The sequence below is a fragment of the Enterococcus sp. DIV0724b genome, from assembly GCF_050531475.1.
In the GTDB taxonomy this organism is placed as follows: Bacteria; Bacillota; Bacilli; order Lactobacillales; family Enterococcaceae; genus Enterococcus_L; species Enterococcus_L haemoperoxidus.
In genome coordinates, this window is the sequence record NZ_CP172890.1 from 595,411 (window position 1) to 613,800 (window position 18,390).

The 18,390-nt window shown below is 35.8% G+C and carries 15 protein-coding genes; all 15 read left to right on the forward strand.

Going from position 1 to position 18,390, the window contains the following annotated elements; genetic code table 11:
* Positions 1 to 1,022: 1,022 nt before the first annotated feature.
* The 15 genes from IGJ02_RS02800 (at position 1,023) to IGJ02_RS02870 (ending at position 18,389) form a co-directional block, all read left to right on the forward strand.
* Complete coding sequence (locus IGJ02_RS02800; protein ID WP_010761580.1) at positions 1,023 to 2,114, forward strand: tyrosine-type recombinase/integrase; 1,092 nt, start codon at positions 1,023 to 1,025, stop codon at positions 2,112 to 2,114.
* Between the two features lie 270 nt (positions 2,115 to 2,384).
* Positions 2,385 to 3,134, forward strand: a complete 750-nt coding sequence (locus IGJ02_RS02805; protein WP_430603204.1) for a winged helix-turn-helix domain-containing protein — start codon at positions 2,385 to 2,387, stop codon at positions 3,132 to 3,134.
* 139 nt (positions 3,135 to 3,273) lie between these two features.
* Entirely contained in the window at positions 3,274 to 3,927 is a 654-nt protein-coding gene (locus IGJ02_RS02810) for a hypothetical protein (RefSeq protein WP_430603205.1), read from the forward strand.
* A 34-nt stretch (positions 3,928 to 3,961) separates the two neighbouring features.
* The gene (locus IGJ02_RS02815; RefSeq protein WP_430603207.1) at positions 3,962 to 5,065 is read left to right on the forward strand and encodes a DUF916 and DUF3324 domain-containing protein; all 1,104 of its coding nucleotides are present in this window, start codon (positions 3,962 to 3,964) and stop codon (positions 5,063 to 5,065) included.
* A 2-nt stretch (positions 5,066 to 5,067) separates the two neighbouring features.
* Entirely contained in the window at positions 5,068 to 5,385 is a 318-nt protein-coding gene (locus tag IGJ02_RS02820; protein ID WP_430603208.1) for a hypothetical protein, read from the forward strand.
* A 9-nt stretch (positions 5,386 to 5,394) separates the two neighbouring features.
* A complete protein-coding gene (locus tag IGJ02_RS02825; protein WP_010761576.1) occupies positions 5,395 to 5,619 on the forward strand; it encodes a hypothetical protein in 225 nt (74 codons plus the stop codon).
* Between the two features lie 90 nt (positions 5,620 to 5,709).
* Complete coding sequence (locus IGJ02_RS02830) at positions 5,710 to 6,432, forward strand: WxL domain-containing protein (protein WP_016249904.1); 723 nt, start codon at positions 5,710 to 5,712, stop codon at positions 6,430 to 6,432.
* A gap of 135 nt (positions 6,433 to 6,567) precedes the next feature.
* Positions 6,568 to 7,620: a DUF916 and DUF3324 domain-containing protein gene (locus IGJ02_RS02835; protein WP_430603209.1), complete on the forward strand. Its 1,053-nt coding sequence runs from the start codon at positions 6,568 to 6,570 to the stop codon at positions 7,618 to 7,620.
* A gap of 213 nt (positions 7,621 to 7,833) precedes the next feature.
* Positions 7,834 to 12,693, forward strand: coding sequence for a MucBP domain-containing protein (locus tag IGJ02_RS02840; protein WP_430603211.1), 4,860 nt, complete (start codon positions 7,834 to 7,836; stop codon positions 12,691 to 12,693).
* Between the two features lie 180 nt (positions 12,694 to 12,873).
* Positions 12,874 to 13,410: an HdeD family acid-resistance protein gene (locus tag IGJ02_RS02845; protein ID WP_010760298.1), complete on the forward strand. Its 537-nt coding sequence runs from the start codon at positions 12,874 to 12,876 to the stop codon at positions 13,408 to 13,410.
* 211 nt (positions 13,411 to 13,621) lie between these two features.
* Positions 13,622 to 14,329, forward strand: coding sequence for a response regulator transcription factor (locus IGJ02_RS02850; protein ID WP_430603212.1), 708 nt, complete (start codon positions 13,622 to 13,624; stop codon positions 14,327 to 14,329).
* The gene (locus IGJ02_RS02855; protein WP_430603213.1) at positions 14,319 to 15,713 is read left to right on the forward strand and encodes a sensor histidine kinase; all 1,395 of its coding nucleotides are present in this window, start codon (positions 14,319 to 14,321) and stop codon (positions 15,711 to 15,713) included. Before IGJ02_RS02850 ends, IGJ02_RS02855 begins: the two co-directional genes overlap by 11 nt.
* Positions 15,714 to 15,797: 84 nt before the next feature.
* Positions 15,798 to 16,427: a PepSY domain-containing protein gene (locus IGJ02_RS02860; RefSeq protein ID WP_430603214.1), complete on the forward strand. Its 630-nt coding sequence runs from the start codon at positions 15,798 to 15,800 to the stop codon at positions 16,425 to 16,427.
* A gap of 220 nt (positions 16,428 to 16,647) precedes the next feature.
* Entirely contained in the window at positions 16,648 to 17,271 is a 624-nt protein-coding gene (locus IGJ02_RS02865; RefSeq protein ID WP_430603215.1) for a nitroreductase family protein, read from the forward strand.
* Positions 17,272 to 17,297: 26 nt separating this feature from the next.
* Complete coding sequence (locus tag IGJ02_RS02870) at positions 17,298 to 18,389, forward strand: FecCD family ABC transporter permease (protein WP_430603216.1); 1,092 nt, start codon at positions 17,298 to 17,300, stop codon at positions 18,387 to 18,389.
* Position 18,390 lies beyond the last annotated feature (1 nt).

Consider the following 18,390-nt stretch of genomic DNA (forward strand, 5'->3'; position numbering starts at 1 on the left):
CACGAAAAACATGTCCCTTATATATAAGAAAAAATAACAAAACTTTTTTTGAGTTGGCTGACTATTTCTGCAGAGCGTAAAATAGAGTATATAATCAAATGAGTCCAAAAAATAGGACAAGTTTGACAAAATCAGAATTATTTATAAGGAAAAAGTAGCGAGGGATAAAAAGTTTGATAAGCTGAAAATGGTCGCTTTCTCTTTTGCGATGGCGATACGTATCGCAGAAAGGAGGTGCATGACCATTCTTCTGTTATTTACAACGATCATTGGGTCTAGCTCTGTTTAGAGCTAGTGGATTGAAATATTTTGCGGATGAGGTAGGCTCTTGTTTTATTTTGTCTAGCTCTGTTCAGAGCGAAATTCGATTACAACGTTTATAGTTATCTTAGGATAGCTCATCAAGTACTAAAAATCAGTTGATTACATCAAAATAAAATAACTAAAAGAAGAAAGCCAAGCATTTTAGCCTGGTTTTCTTCTTTTTTATCCATTAAAAACCTCTAAACATCCAATATTTAACTATCACAAAGTCAACAAAAAATGGAACTAGAAGTTATATTTATAAAAGGTATAATAGAGTGACATGCTGTCATTCGTTTTCCTACTACTATTTGGTCACTCTATTCACTTAACTGAAACATACATAAGCATTAAAAAAAGACCTAGAAAGTAAAAATCCCCAATGATGCCTATGGATAATTCAAATAATACAGAAAATTGCGTAGCAAAATGAATCTGAAAAGATTATTTTTTTGCAGAAAAAATTGTTTTATATATGTTATTTTAAATAATTTATTCTTGTTATATTAACAAACAAGAAAACTGAAAGAATAATGTTATTTTCAGGTCTCTCAGCTGATAATATAATGTTTTGTTCAGTTTGTCAACACTGTTTTATGTATTTTTTTGTATTTTAATCATTGTGTTTGCTTTTATATCTTATTGTTTAATGGCTTTTATACAATAATTTTATTCGCCGTCAAATCGCCGTCAAAATAAAGTTAAGGGGGAAATGATTTATGGTAAGAAAAGGTGAAAATATCTATAAACGAAAAGATGGTCGTTGGGAAGGAAGATACATAAAAGGAAGAAAAAGTGATGGAAGTGCTATATACGGATATGTATATAATAAAACATATATGGACTTAAAAGAAAGACTGTTAACAATGAAAGCACTCTATTCACATAATTATACTTTTAAAACAATTGCTTATCAAGGCACGCTCAATGATTGGGCAACTTGTTGGTTAACAGAAATACAAGATCAGTTGAAACCCAGCACCTATGTTAGTTACACAAATAAAATGATAAAACACATCCTGCCTTTTTTAGGAGACATCCCTCTACAATCCATCACAACGGTCAATTTAAATGACTGGATTAAAAAAATAGAGGAGCACTTGTCTCCTAATTCTGTTCGAATCGTCTATCAAGTATTGATGTCGTGCTGCACAGCTGCAGTAAAAAGGGAATTAATTGTAGACAATCCTTGTAAATATGTCGTTTTACCGAAAAAAACTCCAAATAATATACATGCAATTACATCGGAGGATCAAACAAAACTAAAAGAAAAAGCTGCCGCACACCCTAAGGGGCTTGCGATTATATTAGCGTTAGAAACTGGGATGAGAATCGGAGAGATTGCTGGATTAAAGTGGGAAGACATTGATTTTTCAGAAAGTATACTTACAGTTCAACGCACAATTCAACGAATACAAGTGGTTAATGGCTTAAACAGAAAAACACAAATTATTGAAGGAACACCTAAAAGCATTACCTCCAAGCGGACTATCCCGTTTTCTGAGAATGTAAATCAACTTTTGAGCAAACAAAAACAAAAAAGTAATGGAGATTTCGTATTAGGAGGGAACAAGCCAGCAGAACCGCGTCTAATTTCAAACTGGCTAAAAAAAATCTGTCAAAGTTTTCATTTTGCAAATATTCGTTTTCATCAACTTAGACACAGCTTCGCTACTCGTTGTCTAGAAAAAGGGGTTAATATAGCGACAATCAGCGCTTTGTTGGGTCATCATTCTACGAAAATGACGCTAGATGTTTATGTAAATTCTTTTATGTCAGAAAAAAGAAAAGCTATTAATTTAATCAGTTAGTCTATCTACTTTTCAAAAATTATCACGTTTGGGAAGTAGATAGTCTTTTTTTCGCTTTCAATTAACGAACCTTTTTCGAAAAATTAGTTTAATTGATTTTATCTGATCTAAATCGTTCTGATCTGTTTGTTTCATACTACGACTTAAGCCGTCAAATTTGCCGTCAAAAGTCCCTGAAACTGTTGATATTTATAGGTTCATAGTGATTTTTCCTGTTTGTTAATAAAACAAGAAAAAATAGTAGAAAAAATTGAAGAGGAGGGAAGCCAAATGGAAAATACAATTGGCATATTACATATCAGAGATGATTCTGAACAGAGCGATAACATAGGTTTATTGATAAACAGGGCCCTCAATGAACAAAGTTATTCACTAATTGAAATTACAGAAAAAAAACAAATTGGTTTATTAGATGGTTTAGTCATTAATTTGGAGAAATCATCAGACTATGTTAAGGCGATGCAATGGTTGATTGACTTACAAGAAGATCATCCCTTGTTTATTTGGATTCTAAATGGAGATTCTGACTCAGAATTGACAAAATTGTATCCTCACTTGAGTAAAAATTCTGTAATAGAAATTATTTCATCAGATCAAGGATTTGAGATGCTTGGGACCGTAATAAAAAATGCACTCAATTATAAAAACCAGTTACTAAACAGAGGGAGACCAAAAAAAGCATCTGACGATCATTTCCTAGATCCATCAAAGCTGAGTCTGGTAGTTCATGACAAAATAATAGCATTAACCCGAAAAGAATTCAAAATTATTGAGCTGTTATATGAAAATTTAGGCAATGTTGTTACCTACGATGAAATCAACGAAGTAATCTATGGTGCGACAACAGGAGAAGCGCTAGAAAAATACAGAGTAGCAAATTTCATTTTTCATATCAGAAATAAACTAAAAGAACAAACGTATTTTGAAATTGAAATCATTCGAACAAAGGGCTATCTTCTTACTTATTCAAAAAACGAACGATTTTCTTTCAAAAATACAAGTGAAAAAGTTTTACAATAATCTAGTTTTTTTATAAGCAACGATTAGCAAGAACAACGATCCTTAAATTGATTGTCGTACCAGTTAACTTGATTCAGGTAAGAGAGAAAATAATTTGAGGAACCTAAGCAATTATGTAAAGAAATGGAAGGCTAAATGTGTGAAAGATAAAAAGAATTATTATCAAAAATATCGATATTATTATCTTGGTGAAATTTTACTTTTAATTGGGTGGATCACTAACTTTGTATTCTTTTCAAGGTTTTATGAGGAAGCCATATTTTATGTAGATAAAAATGCCAAGTTGATTATTCAGCTATTGTTCGTGGTGAATTACTACTTAGAAGATCTACTAAAGTATTTGTTTGTTGCCTTTTTACTAATGACTCTAAATCTCTTCCTGATCTTGATATTTTATATTAAAAACAAGCAAGAAGTAACCAAGCAAAAAGAAATGAATTATTCAATGATCGCATTTCTGGTGCTTCTGGTCGTTAATGTTATCGCACTAATGACGACGATTATCTGGCCCTTATTCTTGCTACTATTTATTGTATCAATGACGATTGTTTATATCATATACGTTATTACGAAGTATTTATATGAAGAAAAAGATGACCGATATGAAGAAAATGAAACAGTTAAAGTAGAAGGCCCTTTTCAAACGAAAGAAGCGGCTGAAAAATACTCAAAAGAGTTTTTAGCTCATTGGACAGACTATTTTACTAAGAAAGGATATAACTTAGTGGAATATATAGAATGTGATGCAAGTAATGAATGGCATGTAGAGATCATCGTTCAGTCGATTAAATAAGAACAAATATTAGTAGTTAGGAGAACCCTTTTTCATGAGAAAGATTAATGCGATATATCTATCATTTATCTGTGTCTTTTTATCATTTTTTTTTGCAGATCAAGTGATGGCTGCAGAGGATGATAATAATTTAGGCTATACAGTAACCCTAGTACAGTCGAACACGCAAATAGATCCAAATAAAAGTTATTTTTATGTGAAAACCACACCTGGAGAAGCACAAACGTTAGAGGTAAGAATCAAAAGTACCAAAAAAGAGAATGTGCGAATTAAGATATCTGGAACTAATGCGATCACAGGTGACGGCGGAACGATCGAATATAGCGATGATAAAACATATTACGATTCGACATTAAAAGAGCCAGTAACGTCGATGCTCCAAATTCCAACTCCAGAAATTACAGTTGGTAATTATGAAGAGAAAACGGTGAAATTTCAACTTACACCGTCAAAAGAAAAGTATGATGGTGTGAAAATGGGTGCAATCGTCTTTGCGTTAGATCAAGGCGAAAAAGCAAAAAGTGGTGTTTCAACAGAATTTTCATATCGAGTAGGGTTGATCACTTCCCAATCAGGAGATGAATTCAATAATGCGCAAACGCTGAATTTAAATTCAGTAAAGGCCTCAATCAAACGCGGGAAAAAAATGGTTTTAGCGAACTTACAAAATCCTGAACCTAAAGTCTTAGAGAATCTAAGTATCGTCGGTACGATGACTAAAAAAGGAACGGATGAAGTCGTTAAAAGAAAATCTGTAGAAAACTATAGTATGGCACCAAACAGTTCATTTGATTTTGAAATGGATTGGGGGATTGCGAATCTGCCGTCAGGTACTTATACCTTGAAATTGGATGCATCAAATGACTATCAAGAATGGCAACTTAGTAAAGAATTCACGATCACCAACCAACAAGCCAAAAAAATGAATGAAGAAAGTGCGTTTAAGATCATTACGCCAACATGGATCAAAGGTAGCGCGATTTGCTTATTAGTGCTTACCGTTTTGATTATGTCATTAACTCTTTTTAGAAGAAAAAAATGGGAGAAACAATGGAAAAAAATCAGAATCGCGAAACGTAAAAAACAAGGGAATCAAAAGAAAAAACGAAAAAAAATCAATAGAAAAGATGGTGAATAAGGATGAAAAAAACTTACTTTATTTGGCCGCTATTTATTGTGATTTGTGTATTTGGACTCTTGTTCAGTCAAGCACCACATGCGTTTGCCGAGCAAGAAAAGACAGAAACTGGCATATCCTTCAACCAGTCTGTTGAACCAGATAAACCCAAACCACCTATTTATGAAACGAAACCACCAGTCTATCCAGCAACAGATGGTGCACTGCCGCATTTAGGACAAATGATGACATCGTTCATTTTATTATTGTTGGGTGTCACTTGTTTGATCGTATTTCTAGGTGTTATCAGTTTACGTAAGGTATATAGCATACATGTATAGGAGTGTAAGATGAAAGATTATTTGTGGATTTATATATTGGGAGGCATTGCCTCTGTGTCGTTGATTTTTTTTCTGGTAACACTTTCCAGAGATGTATTTTTAGCAAGAAAACTAAAGAAAAAGAAGCTTGATCTAGCAGTCAATTTCACTCTATTAGCAGTGTCGATCACAAGTTTAACGCTGATTATTTATTTATTTGTGTTACTAAAAGACCAAATCAGATTGATTGGCTAGATCAGAAAGAACAAGCATTATTCTGTGAACAATTTACAACAGTAACTGTCGCCAATTTTATTTACGCTAAATAAGAAGGGTGATTAAATTTTGAAAAAAATACTATTTACAACATTACTTGCTTCATCAGCATTGCTGATTTTTGCAAAACCTGCGAATGCAGAAGAAGTTGGCAGTGAGCAAACAGATTTGGGGATTCGTTTTGATACTGACGGACCAGTAAAACCTGGACCTGGACCATTTAAAGATAACTTAGCATTGGTATGGACACCATCTAAATTTGATTTTGGTCGTCAAGCAGCAACAGCGAATATTGCTACATATAGCAATACTGTAGCCGGAGATCAATATGTTGTCGTAAATGATGACAGACAAGGTACTGAAACTGGCGGCGAAGGAACAAGAGCTGTAACAACGTCTGCTTGGAAAGTTAGCGCGACATTGTCTAAATTAGTCTCTAAAGATAGCTCAGCTACAGAATTGCCATCAAAATTAACGTTTACTTTAGGCGATCCACAATCTTATGATATTGGTGAAGTTGATCCAGATACAAATGACTTCTTGCCAAATCCGATTGAAGGAAACTTAGGTACTCTTGCTGATCCTAACAATATCGTTGTAGGTAAAAACGTAACATTGGAAGCTGGCAATACAACTGCAACAAACATCATTGCTAAAACACAAGCAGATGCTGTTAAAGGCGGATTTGCTACAAAACTAACTGATACTAAATTAACTGTAACTACAGGTACTGGCGCTGCTGGTAAAGCATTTAAAGGTAGCGTGAACTGGAGTCTTGACAACACATACTAAGAAATAGCTTGGTCATGTGTTTCTATAAATAAGTAAATAGGTTGGTTGACAGTTATTGTTATAAGTTGTTCACAGAATTAATAGATACTACTTAAAAACAAATTTTTATTTTTACAAAGAGAGAGGGATCCGTAGATGAAAAAACATCTTACCTGCGTATTACTAGTCCTGTTTTACCTTGCATTATTCTTTGATCCCAGTAAAGGTTTTGCTAAACAAGATGTGGAGAATTTGATTGGTGGATTGTCGTATGAAGTTTTATATCCAGAAAACCAAAAAAACAAGAACCTAGGTTATTTTGATCTCCAAATGAAGCCAGGACAAGAACAAAAAGTATCCCTAAAATTATACAATTCATTACCGAAAGAGTTAACAGTAGAAGTTCGGTTAAATACTGCAAAAACCAATAGCATCGGTAAGGTTGAATATGGACCAAACGATTTAAAAGAAGACTCATCTTTGACAAATGATTTTATCAACATCGTCAAGGGACCCAAAAAAGTAGCGATCCCTTCTAAAGGTAGTACGCAGGTCGACTTAATGATTTCTTTACCTAAAGAGACGTCCGTAGGTTTGATAGCAGGTGGGATTCAATTGCAGCCGGTGGTAGATAGTAAAACGAAGGATCAAAGTAAAAAAGATGTCGTAGTAAACGAATTTGCTTTTTTAGTTGGGATGTTAGTAAGAGTTGGTGATACTGATCCCATAGAACCAGAGCTAAAACTAAATAAAACATACATAGCATTTAAAGAGAGTAAAAGCCATTTTTTTGTCAACATTTCCAATGTCCGTCCTGTTTATGTTGAAGGCATGGAGGTAGCCATTCAAGTAAGAAAAGCCAATAAACAAAAGGTGTTATTTGAGTATCAAAAAAAAGGAATGAGAATGGCACCAAATTCGATGATCGATCTTCCTGTTGATTTAGCGGATAAAGGCATAACTGCAGGAGATTATTCAGCTCAAATCAATGTCACATCAAAAAATGGTGGTAAATGGTCTTGGACAGAAGATTTTAAGGTCAACGCGTTAGAAGCGAATGGTCTCAATAGGCAATTAGTCGAAAATAAAACCGGCAATAAACTGATTTTTCTAGTGTGTTTTTTGATTTTATGTGTGGGTGCATTTGTCTTTATTTTGAGTTATAAAACGATAAAACGTAAACGAAGTAAAAATGAAACGAATAAGTAGTCGTTTTTCAGAAATAAAATCATGAAAATGGAACAACTTAAAATAGACAGTAGTAAATCAACACGAACACTCTTCTTCGGCATCGCTTCTAATACCCCAATCAATAATCTGGTTCGAGTGGTTGAACTAAATAGGTGATAGCGATACAAAGGAGGTGTTGCGATAAGAGTGTATCTGATAGACGATCAAAAATAATAAAGAAAGGAGAAGAAAATGGAAAATGAAAAAAAGAATCCTACTAAAAATAAACTACGTTGGACACTCATCGGACTAACTGTATTTAGCATTTTTTCTGTCACCGTTTTGTTCACCGCAACGAATCCTATATTAGCTAAACCTGAAACGAGCGTAAAAAAACAGACAAAACAGACAATCAATAAAGAGTCTGATGCAAGTACTTTAAAAGCAGCAAACGAAAAGGCAACACAAAGTTATACAGTGAGAGCGCTAGATCCAGTTGAAAATGAAGAAGGACTGAAAGCTACACCTAAAGTGTTAACGATGAAGCAAAACGAAGTCTTCCCAGATCTTAATAGTGAAGCAGGTCTCGCAAAACTTTTTTCAGAAAGAGTTATTCCGCACCCGGAATATGGTGCTTTATATGAATATGTGAATGCTGATGGCACACCTGCTAATCCTAGCAGTGAGCTAGCAGGATTTCAGACAATTTATGTAGAGATTACCGAAAATTATAATCTGACGAGTATTCGCGTTCCTATACCTGTAACGGTTACCGATTTAGGGACTTCACTTTTGTTAGATAATCAAATTGCCCTTCAAGTCGATAACGTGAATGGTAAAATTATTTTGTATCCAAACGAAATTGCGAATAAGACAGAAGAGCAGCTACAGCAGTTAGTAAAAACAAAATCTAATGTACGTTCATGGAAATTGGAAGATGGCAGTACTGTTCCTGCTGATGTTACAAAAACAACTATTTCAGCAACTTCTATCGGAACGTATAAGGCAGATTTTGAAATTACTGTCGGAACTGGTGAAGGTGAACAAAAAGCGTCAGTTCAAAAAGATGTGGTAGTGTTTGGTGCTGATCCGCAAGCTTTTGTATCAGTAGCACAAAATACAACACTTGCTTTGGGGACCAATCCAACCAATCTATTTACAAAGTTTCAAACGGTGAGTAGTACATCAGCTACGAATGCACTTTATCAATTTGTGGATATAAATGGTGAACCATTGGAAAAATTCGATACTACAACAGTTGGATTTCACTGGGCTTATGTAAAGATGACAGAGAAAACTAATGCAAATGTGTCGACGATCATCAAAGTTCCAATCAATGTGACAAGCGCAGATACTACAGCTCTTTTAACAAACAAAGTAATGGTAAAAGCCGATGCAAAAGTCCTTTTTTACCCAAATGAAACAAAAGGGAAAAGCAAAGAAGAACTAATTGCGATGATTCAGTCACGCGCACAATTGAGTGCCTGGAATATGAGTACAGGTGCAGCAGTACCAGTATCGTTTACAGATACAACGACACTTAATGATTCTGTAGGATCTTATACCGGGACAATCAAAGTAGAGCTAAATGGTACATCAGCCACGACAACACGAAATGTTACAGTGTTTGGTGCTAATCCGCAACCGTTTGTATCTATCGCTCAAAATGCTACATTATCTTTAGGTACAAATCCAACTAATCTATTTGCGAAATTTCAAACAGTTAATAGTGCAACTTCGACAAATGCGCTGTATCAATTTGTTAACGAAAATGGTGAAGCAATAGACAAATTCGATACGTCGACCGTTGGATTTCACTGGGCTTATGTAAAAATGACCGAGAAAGCTGATGCAAATGTGTCGACGATCATCAAAGTTCCAATCAACGTGACAAGCGCAGATACTACAGCCCTTTTAACAAACAAAGTAATGGTAAAAGCTGATGCAAAAGTCCTTTTTTACCCAAATGAAACAAAAGGGAAAAGCAAAGAAGAACTAATCGCGATGATTCAGTCACGCGCACATTTGAGTGCTTGGAATATGAGTACAGGAGCGGCAATCCCAGTGTCATTTACTGACACGACTGCGGTCAATAATTCAGTGGGTTCTTATACTGGAACCATTAAAGTAGAGCTGGATGGTACATCAGCGACCACAACTAGAAATGTCACGATATTCGGTGCAGATGTAAAATCGCCTTATTACTTTAAAGTGGATCAAAACAAAGACATGGCGATGGGCACGAATGCTGCTAATGTTTTTTCAAAATACCAGTCTTTAAATGACGCAGCAGCAGCCAGCTCCACCTACGAATGGGTCAAGAATCCAGCAGGTGATCCGACTGAGCCAGTCAATAAGTTTGATACGAGCAAAACAGGATTTCACTGGGGCTATATAAAAATGACGGATAAGAAGGATACCGCTGTTTCAACAATTATTCCGGTCCCTATTACAGTGACACTAGATAATCAAACAGTTATTGTAGAGTCAAAAGCAGGAATGAGTTTTAATTACCTACCGTTTTTGAATGTAAGTGAAGTTAAAGGGAAAACTGTTCCGCAAATTATTCAATTGCTTACTAAGAAATTAGCCCCAAAAGCTTGGGATCTAATGACAGGACAAGATCTTGATGCACGAATCACCAAATCAATGATTGTGAATTCCAGTCGAGGCTCCAAAGAAGTGACCATTACGATAACGTTAGGTGAGCAACTGTTGACCTATACGTTTAATGTATTGGTTCTTCCAGACCAGGTATTTGGAAATAGTACGCTCGAGGGGTGGAACAACATTCCTTTAAATTCTACTGATGGTGTTATTACGAATCCATTAAATGGTTCTAAAATGGGCTTTCCTGAAAGAGGGATTTCTGTAACTTCACAGAAAAATGAAGTAGGTTTTATTATCAAAGATAGTGCTGGAAGAGGCTATATTTACAGTGGTGGTGAAGGTCGGGTATCAGATATTCCTGGGCTGAATAAGAGCCCTATTTATGGGACTGCTTGGGCTAGAGGAAGCGGACTTGGCTATGATGGAGTTGCTCCCAAAATGACCTCTAAATACTTTTTGCGAAAAGGAAATGAGTTAAAGCAAATTCTAATAGATGAACCAAATCAGATTCTGTATGTATATAATTTATCTTTGAATCGAAATTTAAATTTCACTGTCCAGTTAGACATGTACAACCTTTCTAATACAACGAAGAATTTTTCGATGTTAGAAAGTGTGGATACGGATTATTATACAGATTCAGTTCCAATCTATGCATTAGGGAATAGTAGCGGCTTTTACATTCAGCCCTCTTCTGGAAAGAGATTTACAATTCGACTAAAAGATTCCCGAGGAAATTGGCTATCAGATTATACTAAATATATAGCTGGTTCATACAGCGGAACAGGAGTTTCTGGGGGAACCAATTACTTTGGAAATGATTTTATGGGATCAGGTTCTGAAAGCAAAAATTACACTGCCGGACAAGTCATCGCATCCAATGTCGATTCAGCCTATCAACTAGGTGCACCGTGGAAAGATATTTCCCCAGATGAAGCATTAAACACAGGGTACGAGATTTTTGCTGGTGATGAGCTTCCCTATATGCAAATAAAAGCTGATCCAGAAGTCTTCAATATTTATCCAGATTATGTAGATGATTTTAATACGAGTTACAAACTAAGCAAAATCCCTACAGCAACTGATCATGGGACTGTTTATGTCACTTATCCTACAGGTGTTGAAGTTACAATGCCCTTTATCTCGAATAGTCAAAAAGAATTTAATAGTCCATTGACGATTCCAAGGACAGGATTACCTGAAGAGTTAAACAACGAACCTGGAACTATCAAAAACTATGACACTTCTTTATTAGCTATTAACGAGTCAGAAGGACCTTATAATGGATTGCCTTCACAAGATTATGCGGTGAAAATCAATGTCTATAATCTTGGGGCAAAACCAATTCCGCAAATCATCAAAAAAGGAACGACCTTTAATAAAAAAGCTTCTGAAGTGATTCAGGATGCAGTTATCTTACCTGGGCATACGGCTTCATACGAATATGAAGGTGATATGCCAGATACTTCGATCACAGGTTTAACCAGCGTAATGGTGCGAATGACCGATGCAAATCAACCAGATAAGACGACGTTGATCAAAGTGCCAGTCCAAGTGATCGATGAAACACCGCCATCTAGAGGGCTTTATATTGCAGCGAACGATTTCAACAGCAGACCAGAACCATTTCAAGATTTAACTGAAAGTGAAATCAATCAACTGATTCTTAAAAAATCTGAAGCGATTGCTTGGGACGTTGCGACAGGTTCAAGTAAAGATATCACGCTTTCAGTAGAGTCAACGACAGTTCCTCTAAATCCTGAACAAGGAAGCTATAAAGCAACATTAAAAGCGGTCAGAGGAACAGAAACGGTCAAGAAAACAATCACGATCGATATTCAAAGTAATCAAAAAGTGAACGTAGAGTTTGTTGATGAAACAGGAGCTGCTTTACATGATAAAATCACTTTCGATAAAGTAATCGGAACAACGATTGATTTGACGGAAGAAAAAGAAGTCCAAAAAGTACTTGAATCTATTCAGGCTGAGAACTATCAATTAGTGAAAAAGCCAGACAACGAAACGAAGATTCCTGTTACAAGTGAAGAAAGTACTGTTCAATACCAATTTAAAGGGATGCTGTTTGTACAATCTTCCCCAACTTTCTTGAATTTTGGGCGTAAGACTTTAGGGATTCCGTTTATAAAAGTCGAAAAAGCAAAATACGACAAACCATTGATCGTTTGGGATAATCGCAAAAACGGCGGTGCATGGAATTTAACAGCAACATTAAAGAAACCATTGACCAGCCAAGAAGACCCGAGCAAAATTCTACCTACGGCTATTCGTTACAAGGTAAGTGAGACAGAAACAGTCATCTTATCTGAGAATACGACACAACCAATAGCGAAAAGAACACATGAAACCAAAGGGCAATATAACGTGAGTAATGAGTGGGATAAAAACGAATCCGGCTTGTTGTTAGAAGTTCCTTCTGGGGAAGTGTTGCAAGCAGGTGGCTATCGAGCGACGATTTTATGGCAAGTTGAACAAACACCTTAATAGAAATGTGAAAAAGTTCCGCCCAAAAGATTTAATTATGGGTGGAACTTTTTCTGATCGATTTATTATCTGGCTAAATTCATAAAAATAACAATTACTGATCCATATTACTCGTCTTATTCAAAGAAATTCTATACAATATAATAGAAAACAAGTAAAGCATTAATGGAGGGGATAATAATGAATAACGTTATGGAGCAATTAAGGAAGTATGCACTTTTACGTGGAATTGTTTATATGATTTTTGGGTTGTTGATTTTGATCAATCCAAGAAGTGTATTCCAATTGGCTGTCTATTTTATATCTGCTTATATTGCAATTATGGGTGTATTAAATCTTTATGACGGTTTTAAAGTAAAAAAAGCAACGGGAACCTATGGAATGAGTTTTCTAGGTGGGATCATTTTATTAGTGTTTGCAGGAATCGTACTGGTTTTTGCAAAGGGAATCGTAAGTATTTTACCGATTTTCCTTGGGTTAGTGATTGTGATCGTTGGTGTCACTCGTGCGATTCAATCAGTCAACTTACGCACATATGTCAATGTTAGCTGGATGCCGATGATGATTTATAGTGTGATTTTGATTATTGCCGGATTAGTATTAACGTTTAATCCATTTAGCAGTTTGCTCGTACTTTTCCAATTATTTGGCGGCATTCTGATTTTTATGGGAATTGGCGAAATTGTTTCATTTTTCCAATTGCGTAATATTAAGTAATCTTTAAAAGAGGCCGAGATAAAAGCTTATTTTCGAAGGAGTTGCTTTTTTCTCGCCGTTTATTCGGATTTGGAGCGCGAAACAAAACTAATCTTTAGTTTTGTCCACGCTCTTTTTTTGCGTAGAAACACAAAATGAAGATTTTTTCATCATGATTTGATTGACCTTGTTTTAAATACTGGGTACTCTATACAAAAAGGCAGGTGGAAAAATGAAGGATATAGTCATTTTACTAGTGGAAGACGAAGCGAGTTTAGCAAGTTTTATTTCGCAAGAACTTCGATTTGAAGGGTATGAAGTGTTGCACGCAACGGATGGTGAACAAGCGTTGGAGCTGTATGAACAAAATCAAGAAAAAATCACAATGCTTTTATTAGACTGGATGCTGCCAAAATATGATGGTATTACTGTTGCTAGAAGAATTCGCAGAAATAGTCAAGTACCGATCATCATGATGACCGCCAGAGACCAATTAACAGATAAAATCATTGGATTGGATGCTGGCACAGATGATTATATTACGAAACCATTTGAGATTGAAGAATTGTTGGCTAGAATCAGAGTGATTATCCGCCGCAAAGAACACTTACAAAAACTGCAACAACAACCTGTATTGTTTCAATATGATGATTTAACCTTAGATTTAACCAAACGAGTAGTTAAACGATACGGTGAAGAGATTCAATTGACTCAAAAAGAGTTTGAGTTATTGGCAGAATTGATCCAACATCCAGAAGAAGTACTTTCGCGTGACGAATTGCTGAATGCAGTCTGGGGATATGATTATTTTGGTCAAACGAATACAGTAGATGTTTATATACGTTCGCTTAGAAATAAAATGGATTATGAGCCGACTTGCCGATTGATACAAACTGTTCGAGGAGTAGGTTATGTATTGAGGCTAACCAATGAAAAATAATAAAAGGACGTTGAATCAACGAAAAAATACAACACAATTTCAATTGACTATTCGGTTTATTAGCTTACTTACTTCAGCTGTGCTGATTTTAAGTATAGCGATTATGGGGATTACAGCTGCAGAACTATATGAATCAACAGAAAAGCAAGCCGACTTGTTGGAAGATTCTTTAAAAAATAGTGGTGCAAAAGAAGCGAAAGATTGGCAAAAAGTTCTAGTGAAGGATACATTTAGTGACGATTCTCTTTATCTTATTCATGTTCAGCTAAACTCTGGTGAGGTCGTGTATTCTTCTGAAGATGCCAAAGAGATATTTCAAGAGTTTCCTCAATTGAAGCAGTTCATTTTATTTGATCGTATCTTATGGACAAGTGAGGTAGAGCCTTATTATTATACAAGTTTTCAAAAAGATGAGACGAAAGTGACGATCCTAGTGGATATGGAAAACCAATTTGAACTGATTGGGCGTATTTTTTCGTTAACGATTTTTATCACGTTGGCTGTGATTGCGCTTGGTTCGTTGGTTACGTATCGTTTTTCTAAAAAATTAAGCGGTTCGTTAGTTGTTATGGATGAAGAAATCAATCAGTTAAAGGTTTCAGATTCTAAACAACAACTAACGGTTCCAAAAACACCACAAGAAGTTCAAAATATCTCGAAGTCATTTAATCAGCTACTGGTGAAGCAAAGAATGTATTTGAAAAGGGAGCAACAATTCGTTACAGACGCTTCTCACGAGCTAAGAACACCGATCGCCGCAATTCGTGGGCATGTGAATTTGATCAAACGTCGCGGAAAGTCACATCCACAAGTGATCCCAACTTCACTTGATTATATCGATAAGGAATCGAAACGTCTGGAAATACTTGTAGAGAAATTGTTATTGTTAGGTCGATTAGATACACAATTTAACATGGAACAGCTAGATTTATCTTTGATAATACAACAAACGGTCGACGAACTGAACGTCATGATGCCACAAGATATCACTATTACAATTGAAACAGGCATTTTTGTAGAGGGACAAGCAGAACATTTTTATCAAATCGCTCGGAACTTGCTGGAAAATGCTATGAAATACACGGATATTTCTGGGACGATCACCGTTAGACTTTTCTCAGATGAAGATACGATTCAATTGATAATAGAAGATTCTGGTATGGGGATTCCAGATGAAGAGAAAACGAAAATATTTGAACGTTTTTACCGAGTGGATCAATCACATTCTAGTGAAATTTCTGGTACAGGAATCGGCTTATCGATTGTTAAAGAGCTTGTTGAAAAATATCAAGGTAAAATAAATGTAACGGATGCATCACCTAAAGGAACACGTTTCACAGTAGAATTTATAAACACACATAAAAATGAAGATTTCTTCATTTAACTTTCATGCTGATTTATTTTTTTACATGATTTACCTGCTAAAATAATAATGTAAAGCAAACTCAGAAATGGAACATTGAAAGGGATGGATAACGTGAATAAAAAAATGATGATCGGTACACTATGTTTAGGTTTTGTTCTAGCGGGCTGTACAAATACGGATAAGTCATTGGAGACAAAACAACAAAGTAAAGTGAGCACACAAACGAGTCAATCAGCAACTCAAAATTCTAATGATACTTCAAATAGTATTACGAAAAATCAACCGCAGATAAAAATAAATGTTGAGGATGCGATAAAAGCTTACAACGAGGCATACCCAAATACAGCGATTACCTCTCTGGATTTGGATCCTTCATTTGGCGTCTATTATTATGAAATCAAAGGCGTGGATGATTCTAAAGAATATGAAGTGAAAATTAATGCAGAAACTGGAGAGCTAAAAAAAGAGCGTGAAGAAACTCTAGATAAAGATGAACAAAATGGTGTAGAAAAGAAAAATGAAGCATTAGATTTAAAGGACATCAGATCCGTAGATGATGTGTCAAAAATCGCTCAAGATAGTCTGGGAGAAGGCACGGCGATAGAATGGTCATTAGAACGAGAGTTATCCGTTACTTATTGGGAAGTAAAAGTACAAACTGGTAATAAAGAAATGACGGTGAAAATCAACGCCCAAACCGGAGATGTCTTAGAAAAAGAGTTAGACGATTAAAGAATCTTTCATTGATATGAGTAATAAAAGCTGAGCTTGAGATATGACTCGTAGAGTTATGTCTCAAGCTCATTTTTTTGTACTAAAAATAGAAAAGAGACTTGCAAATAAAATAGTGAAATGGTACTCTTAATTTCTAATTGAGAATGATTTTCATTGTCAATTAATGTGAAGTTTTATTCTAAAGCTCTATCAAGGATAAAAGAATAGGAGAAAAATGATGGACATTGACTCAATTGAACAGCTCATTAGAGCGCGCCGAACGATTCGGACATTATCGGATCAAGCGATCTCTATGGAAGTTATAGAGGAACTACTAGCAAGTTCCAGTTATGCCCCATATCATTCGAGAGAAGAACCGTGGGAAGTCGTCATCGTCGAGACGACACAAGATCGTCAGTTATTCGTAGAAAAAATCATGGAAAGTTATGATCGATTAGATACTTGGGCACGTTACGAGCAGCAAAATCTAGAAACGGCTAAAAAAAGAACACGGGATTATTTTTTAGATGTTCCTTTAACATTGATCATAACAGCGCCTAAGCATAAAAGTGAAAAGTTGAACTTGGAAGCGGTAGGGGCTGTTTCAGCATTTATCCAGAATTTTCAATTAGCTGCTTGGTCAAAGCAAATTGGTGTCACTTGGCGTACGATTCCAGTAATTTTTGATGGCAAATTCAAACAAGCAGTTGGCGTGACTGCAGAACGACAAATTATCGGGTTGCTTGATATCAGTGTAATAGATGAAACGATGAAAATACCGACAAGTCGTAGAAAACCGTTAGAACACTGGACAGCTCAATTGTCCGATAAAATAGCGAAAATGAGTGAAGGTAATGAATAGTTCAGATACACAGGAGGCGTATTTTTTTGCAAGCAATCAAGGCAAGTGATGTAAGGAATAAGACGAAAAATCAGCAAATTTTCCCGTTGATACTGTTATTATTAATCGTACTAATTTTCTTTTCAATCGTTTACTCGTTGATCAATGGGCAAGCGAATATTTCGATGGAAGATGTATTTCAGATTCTGTTAACGAAAATATCTGGTGGTAGACTTGGATCGCTTGATGGGATTACCAGTAATTCAGCGGTGAATATTATTTGGTTTGTGCGAACGCCAAGAGTGATCTTAGCTGTTTTTGTAGGGATGGGTCTAGCAATAACTGGGGCTGTGATGCAGGCAGTTGTTCAAAATCCTTTAGCTGATCCTTATATTTTAGGGATTTCTTCGGGGGCTTCACTTGGTGCGACCTTTGCGATTTTAGTTGGATTTGGTACAGGGAGTATTTTTTCTCAATTTGGGTTGGCTTTTGGTGCTTTTATGGGCGCGATGGCAGCGGCTTTTGGTGTATTGATATTATCGGGGATCGGAGGTCGGATGACTTCAGTTAAATTAGTTTTATCAGGTTCAGTGATTGGTGCTCTTTGCAGTTCTATTTCTAGCTTTATTGTGTATCTTGCCAATAATGCAGAAGGGATAAAGACTGTGACGTTTTGGGCGATGGGGAGTTTGGCTTCTGCAAGTTGGAATAAGCTGGCCATTTTGTCGATCACCGTTATTGTGATCACAGGTTTCTTCTTATTTCAACATCGTATCTTGAATGTGATGTTGTTAGGCGATGAAGCGGCGATTACGTTGGGAGTTCCTTTGAGTAAATATCGTCAATTGTATTTACTATTGGCTGCTCTTTTGACAGGAGTGATTGTGGCGTATTCTGGCATGATCGGTTTTGTAGGATTGATTATTCCTCATATCGTTCGTGGCTTGATTGGTTCTGATCATAAACGCTTGTTGCCAATCGTAGCTTTGTCAGGTTCTCTTTTTATGATTTGGGCGGATTTACTTTCAAGAGTTATGATTCCAAGTGTAGAACTGCCGATAGGGATTATTACGTCAGTGATCGGTGCACCGTTATTTATCTATATTATTGTCAAAAAAGGTTACAATTTCGGAGGGTAAC

What these genes read in the sequence shown, in the direction of transcription:
- IGJ02_RS02805 (WP_430603204.1), top strand. Translation starts at nt 2,385, where the DNA reads ATGGAAAATACAATTGGCATATTACATATCAGAGATGATTCTGAACAG.
- IGJ02_RS02840 (WP_430603211.1), top strand. Translation starts at nt 7,834, where the DNA reads ATGGAAAATGAAAAAAAGAATCCTACTAAAAATAAACTACGTTGGACA.
- IGJ02_RS02860 (WP_430603214.1), top strand. Translation starts at nt 15,798, where the DNA reads ATGGATAACGTGAATAAAAAAATGATGATCGGTACACTATGTTTAGGT.
- IGJ02_RS02800 (WP_010761580.1), top strand. Translation starts at nt 1,023, where the DNA reads ATGGTAAGAAAAGGTGAAAATATCTATAAACGAAAAGATGGTCGTTGG.
- IGJ02_RS02845 (WP_010760298.1), top strand. Translation starts at nt 12,874, where the DNA reads ATGAATAACGTTATGGAGCAATTAAGGAAGTATGCACTTTTACGTGGA.
- IGJ02_RS02835 (WP_430603209.1), top strand. Translation starts at nt 6,568, where the DNA reads ATGAAAAAACATCTTACCTGCGTATTACTAGTCCTGTTTTACCTTGCA.
- IGJ02_RS02825 (WP_010761576.1), top strand. Translation starts at nt 5,395, where the DNA reads ATGAAAGATTATTTGTGGATTTATATATTGGGAGGCATTGCCTCTGTG.
- IGJ02_RS02815 (WP_430603207.1), top strand. Translation starts at nt 3,962, where the DNA reads ATGAGAAAGATTAATGCGATATATCTATCATTTATCTGTGTCTTTTTA.
- IGJ02_RS02820 (WP_430603208.1), top strand. Translation starts at nt 5,068, where the DNA reads ATGAAAAAAACTTACTTTATTTGGCCGCTATTTATTGTGATTTGTGTA.
- IGJ02_RS02850 (WP_430603212.1), top strand. Translation starts at nt 13,622, where the DNA reads ATGAAGGATATAGTCATTTTACTAGTGGAAGACGAAGCGAGTTTAGCA.
- IGJ02_RS02855 (WP_430603213.1), top strand. Translation starts at nt 14,319, where the DNA reads ATGAAAAATAATAAAAGGACGTTGAATCAACGAAAAAATACAACACAA.
- IGJ02_RS02865 (WP_430603215.1), top strand. Translation starts at nt 16,648, where the DNA reads ATGGACATTGACTCAATTGAACAGCTCATTAGAGCGCGCCGAACGATT.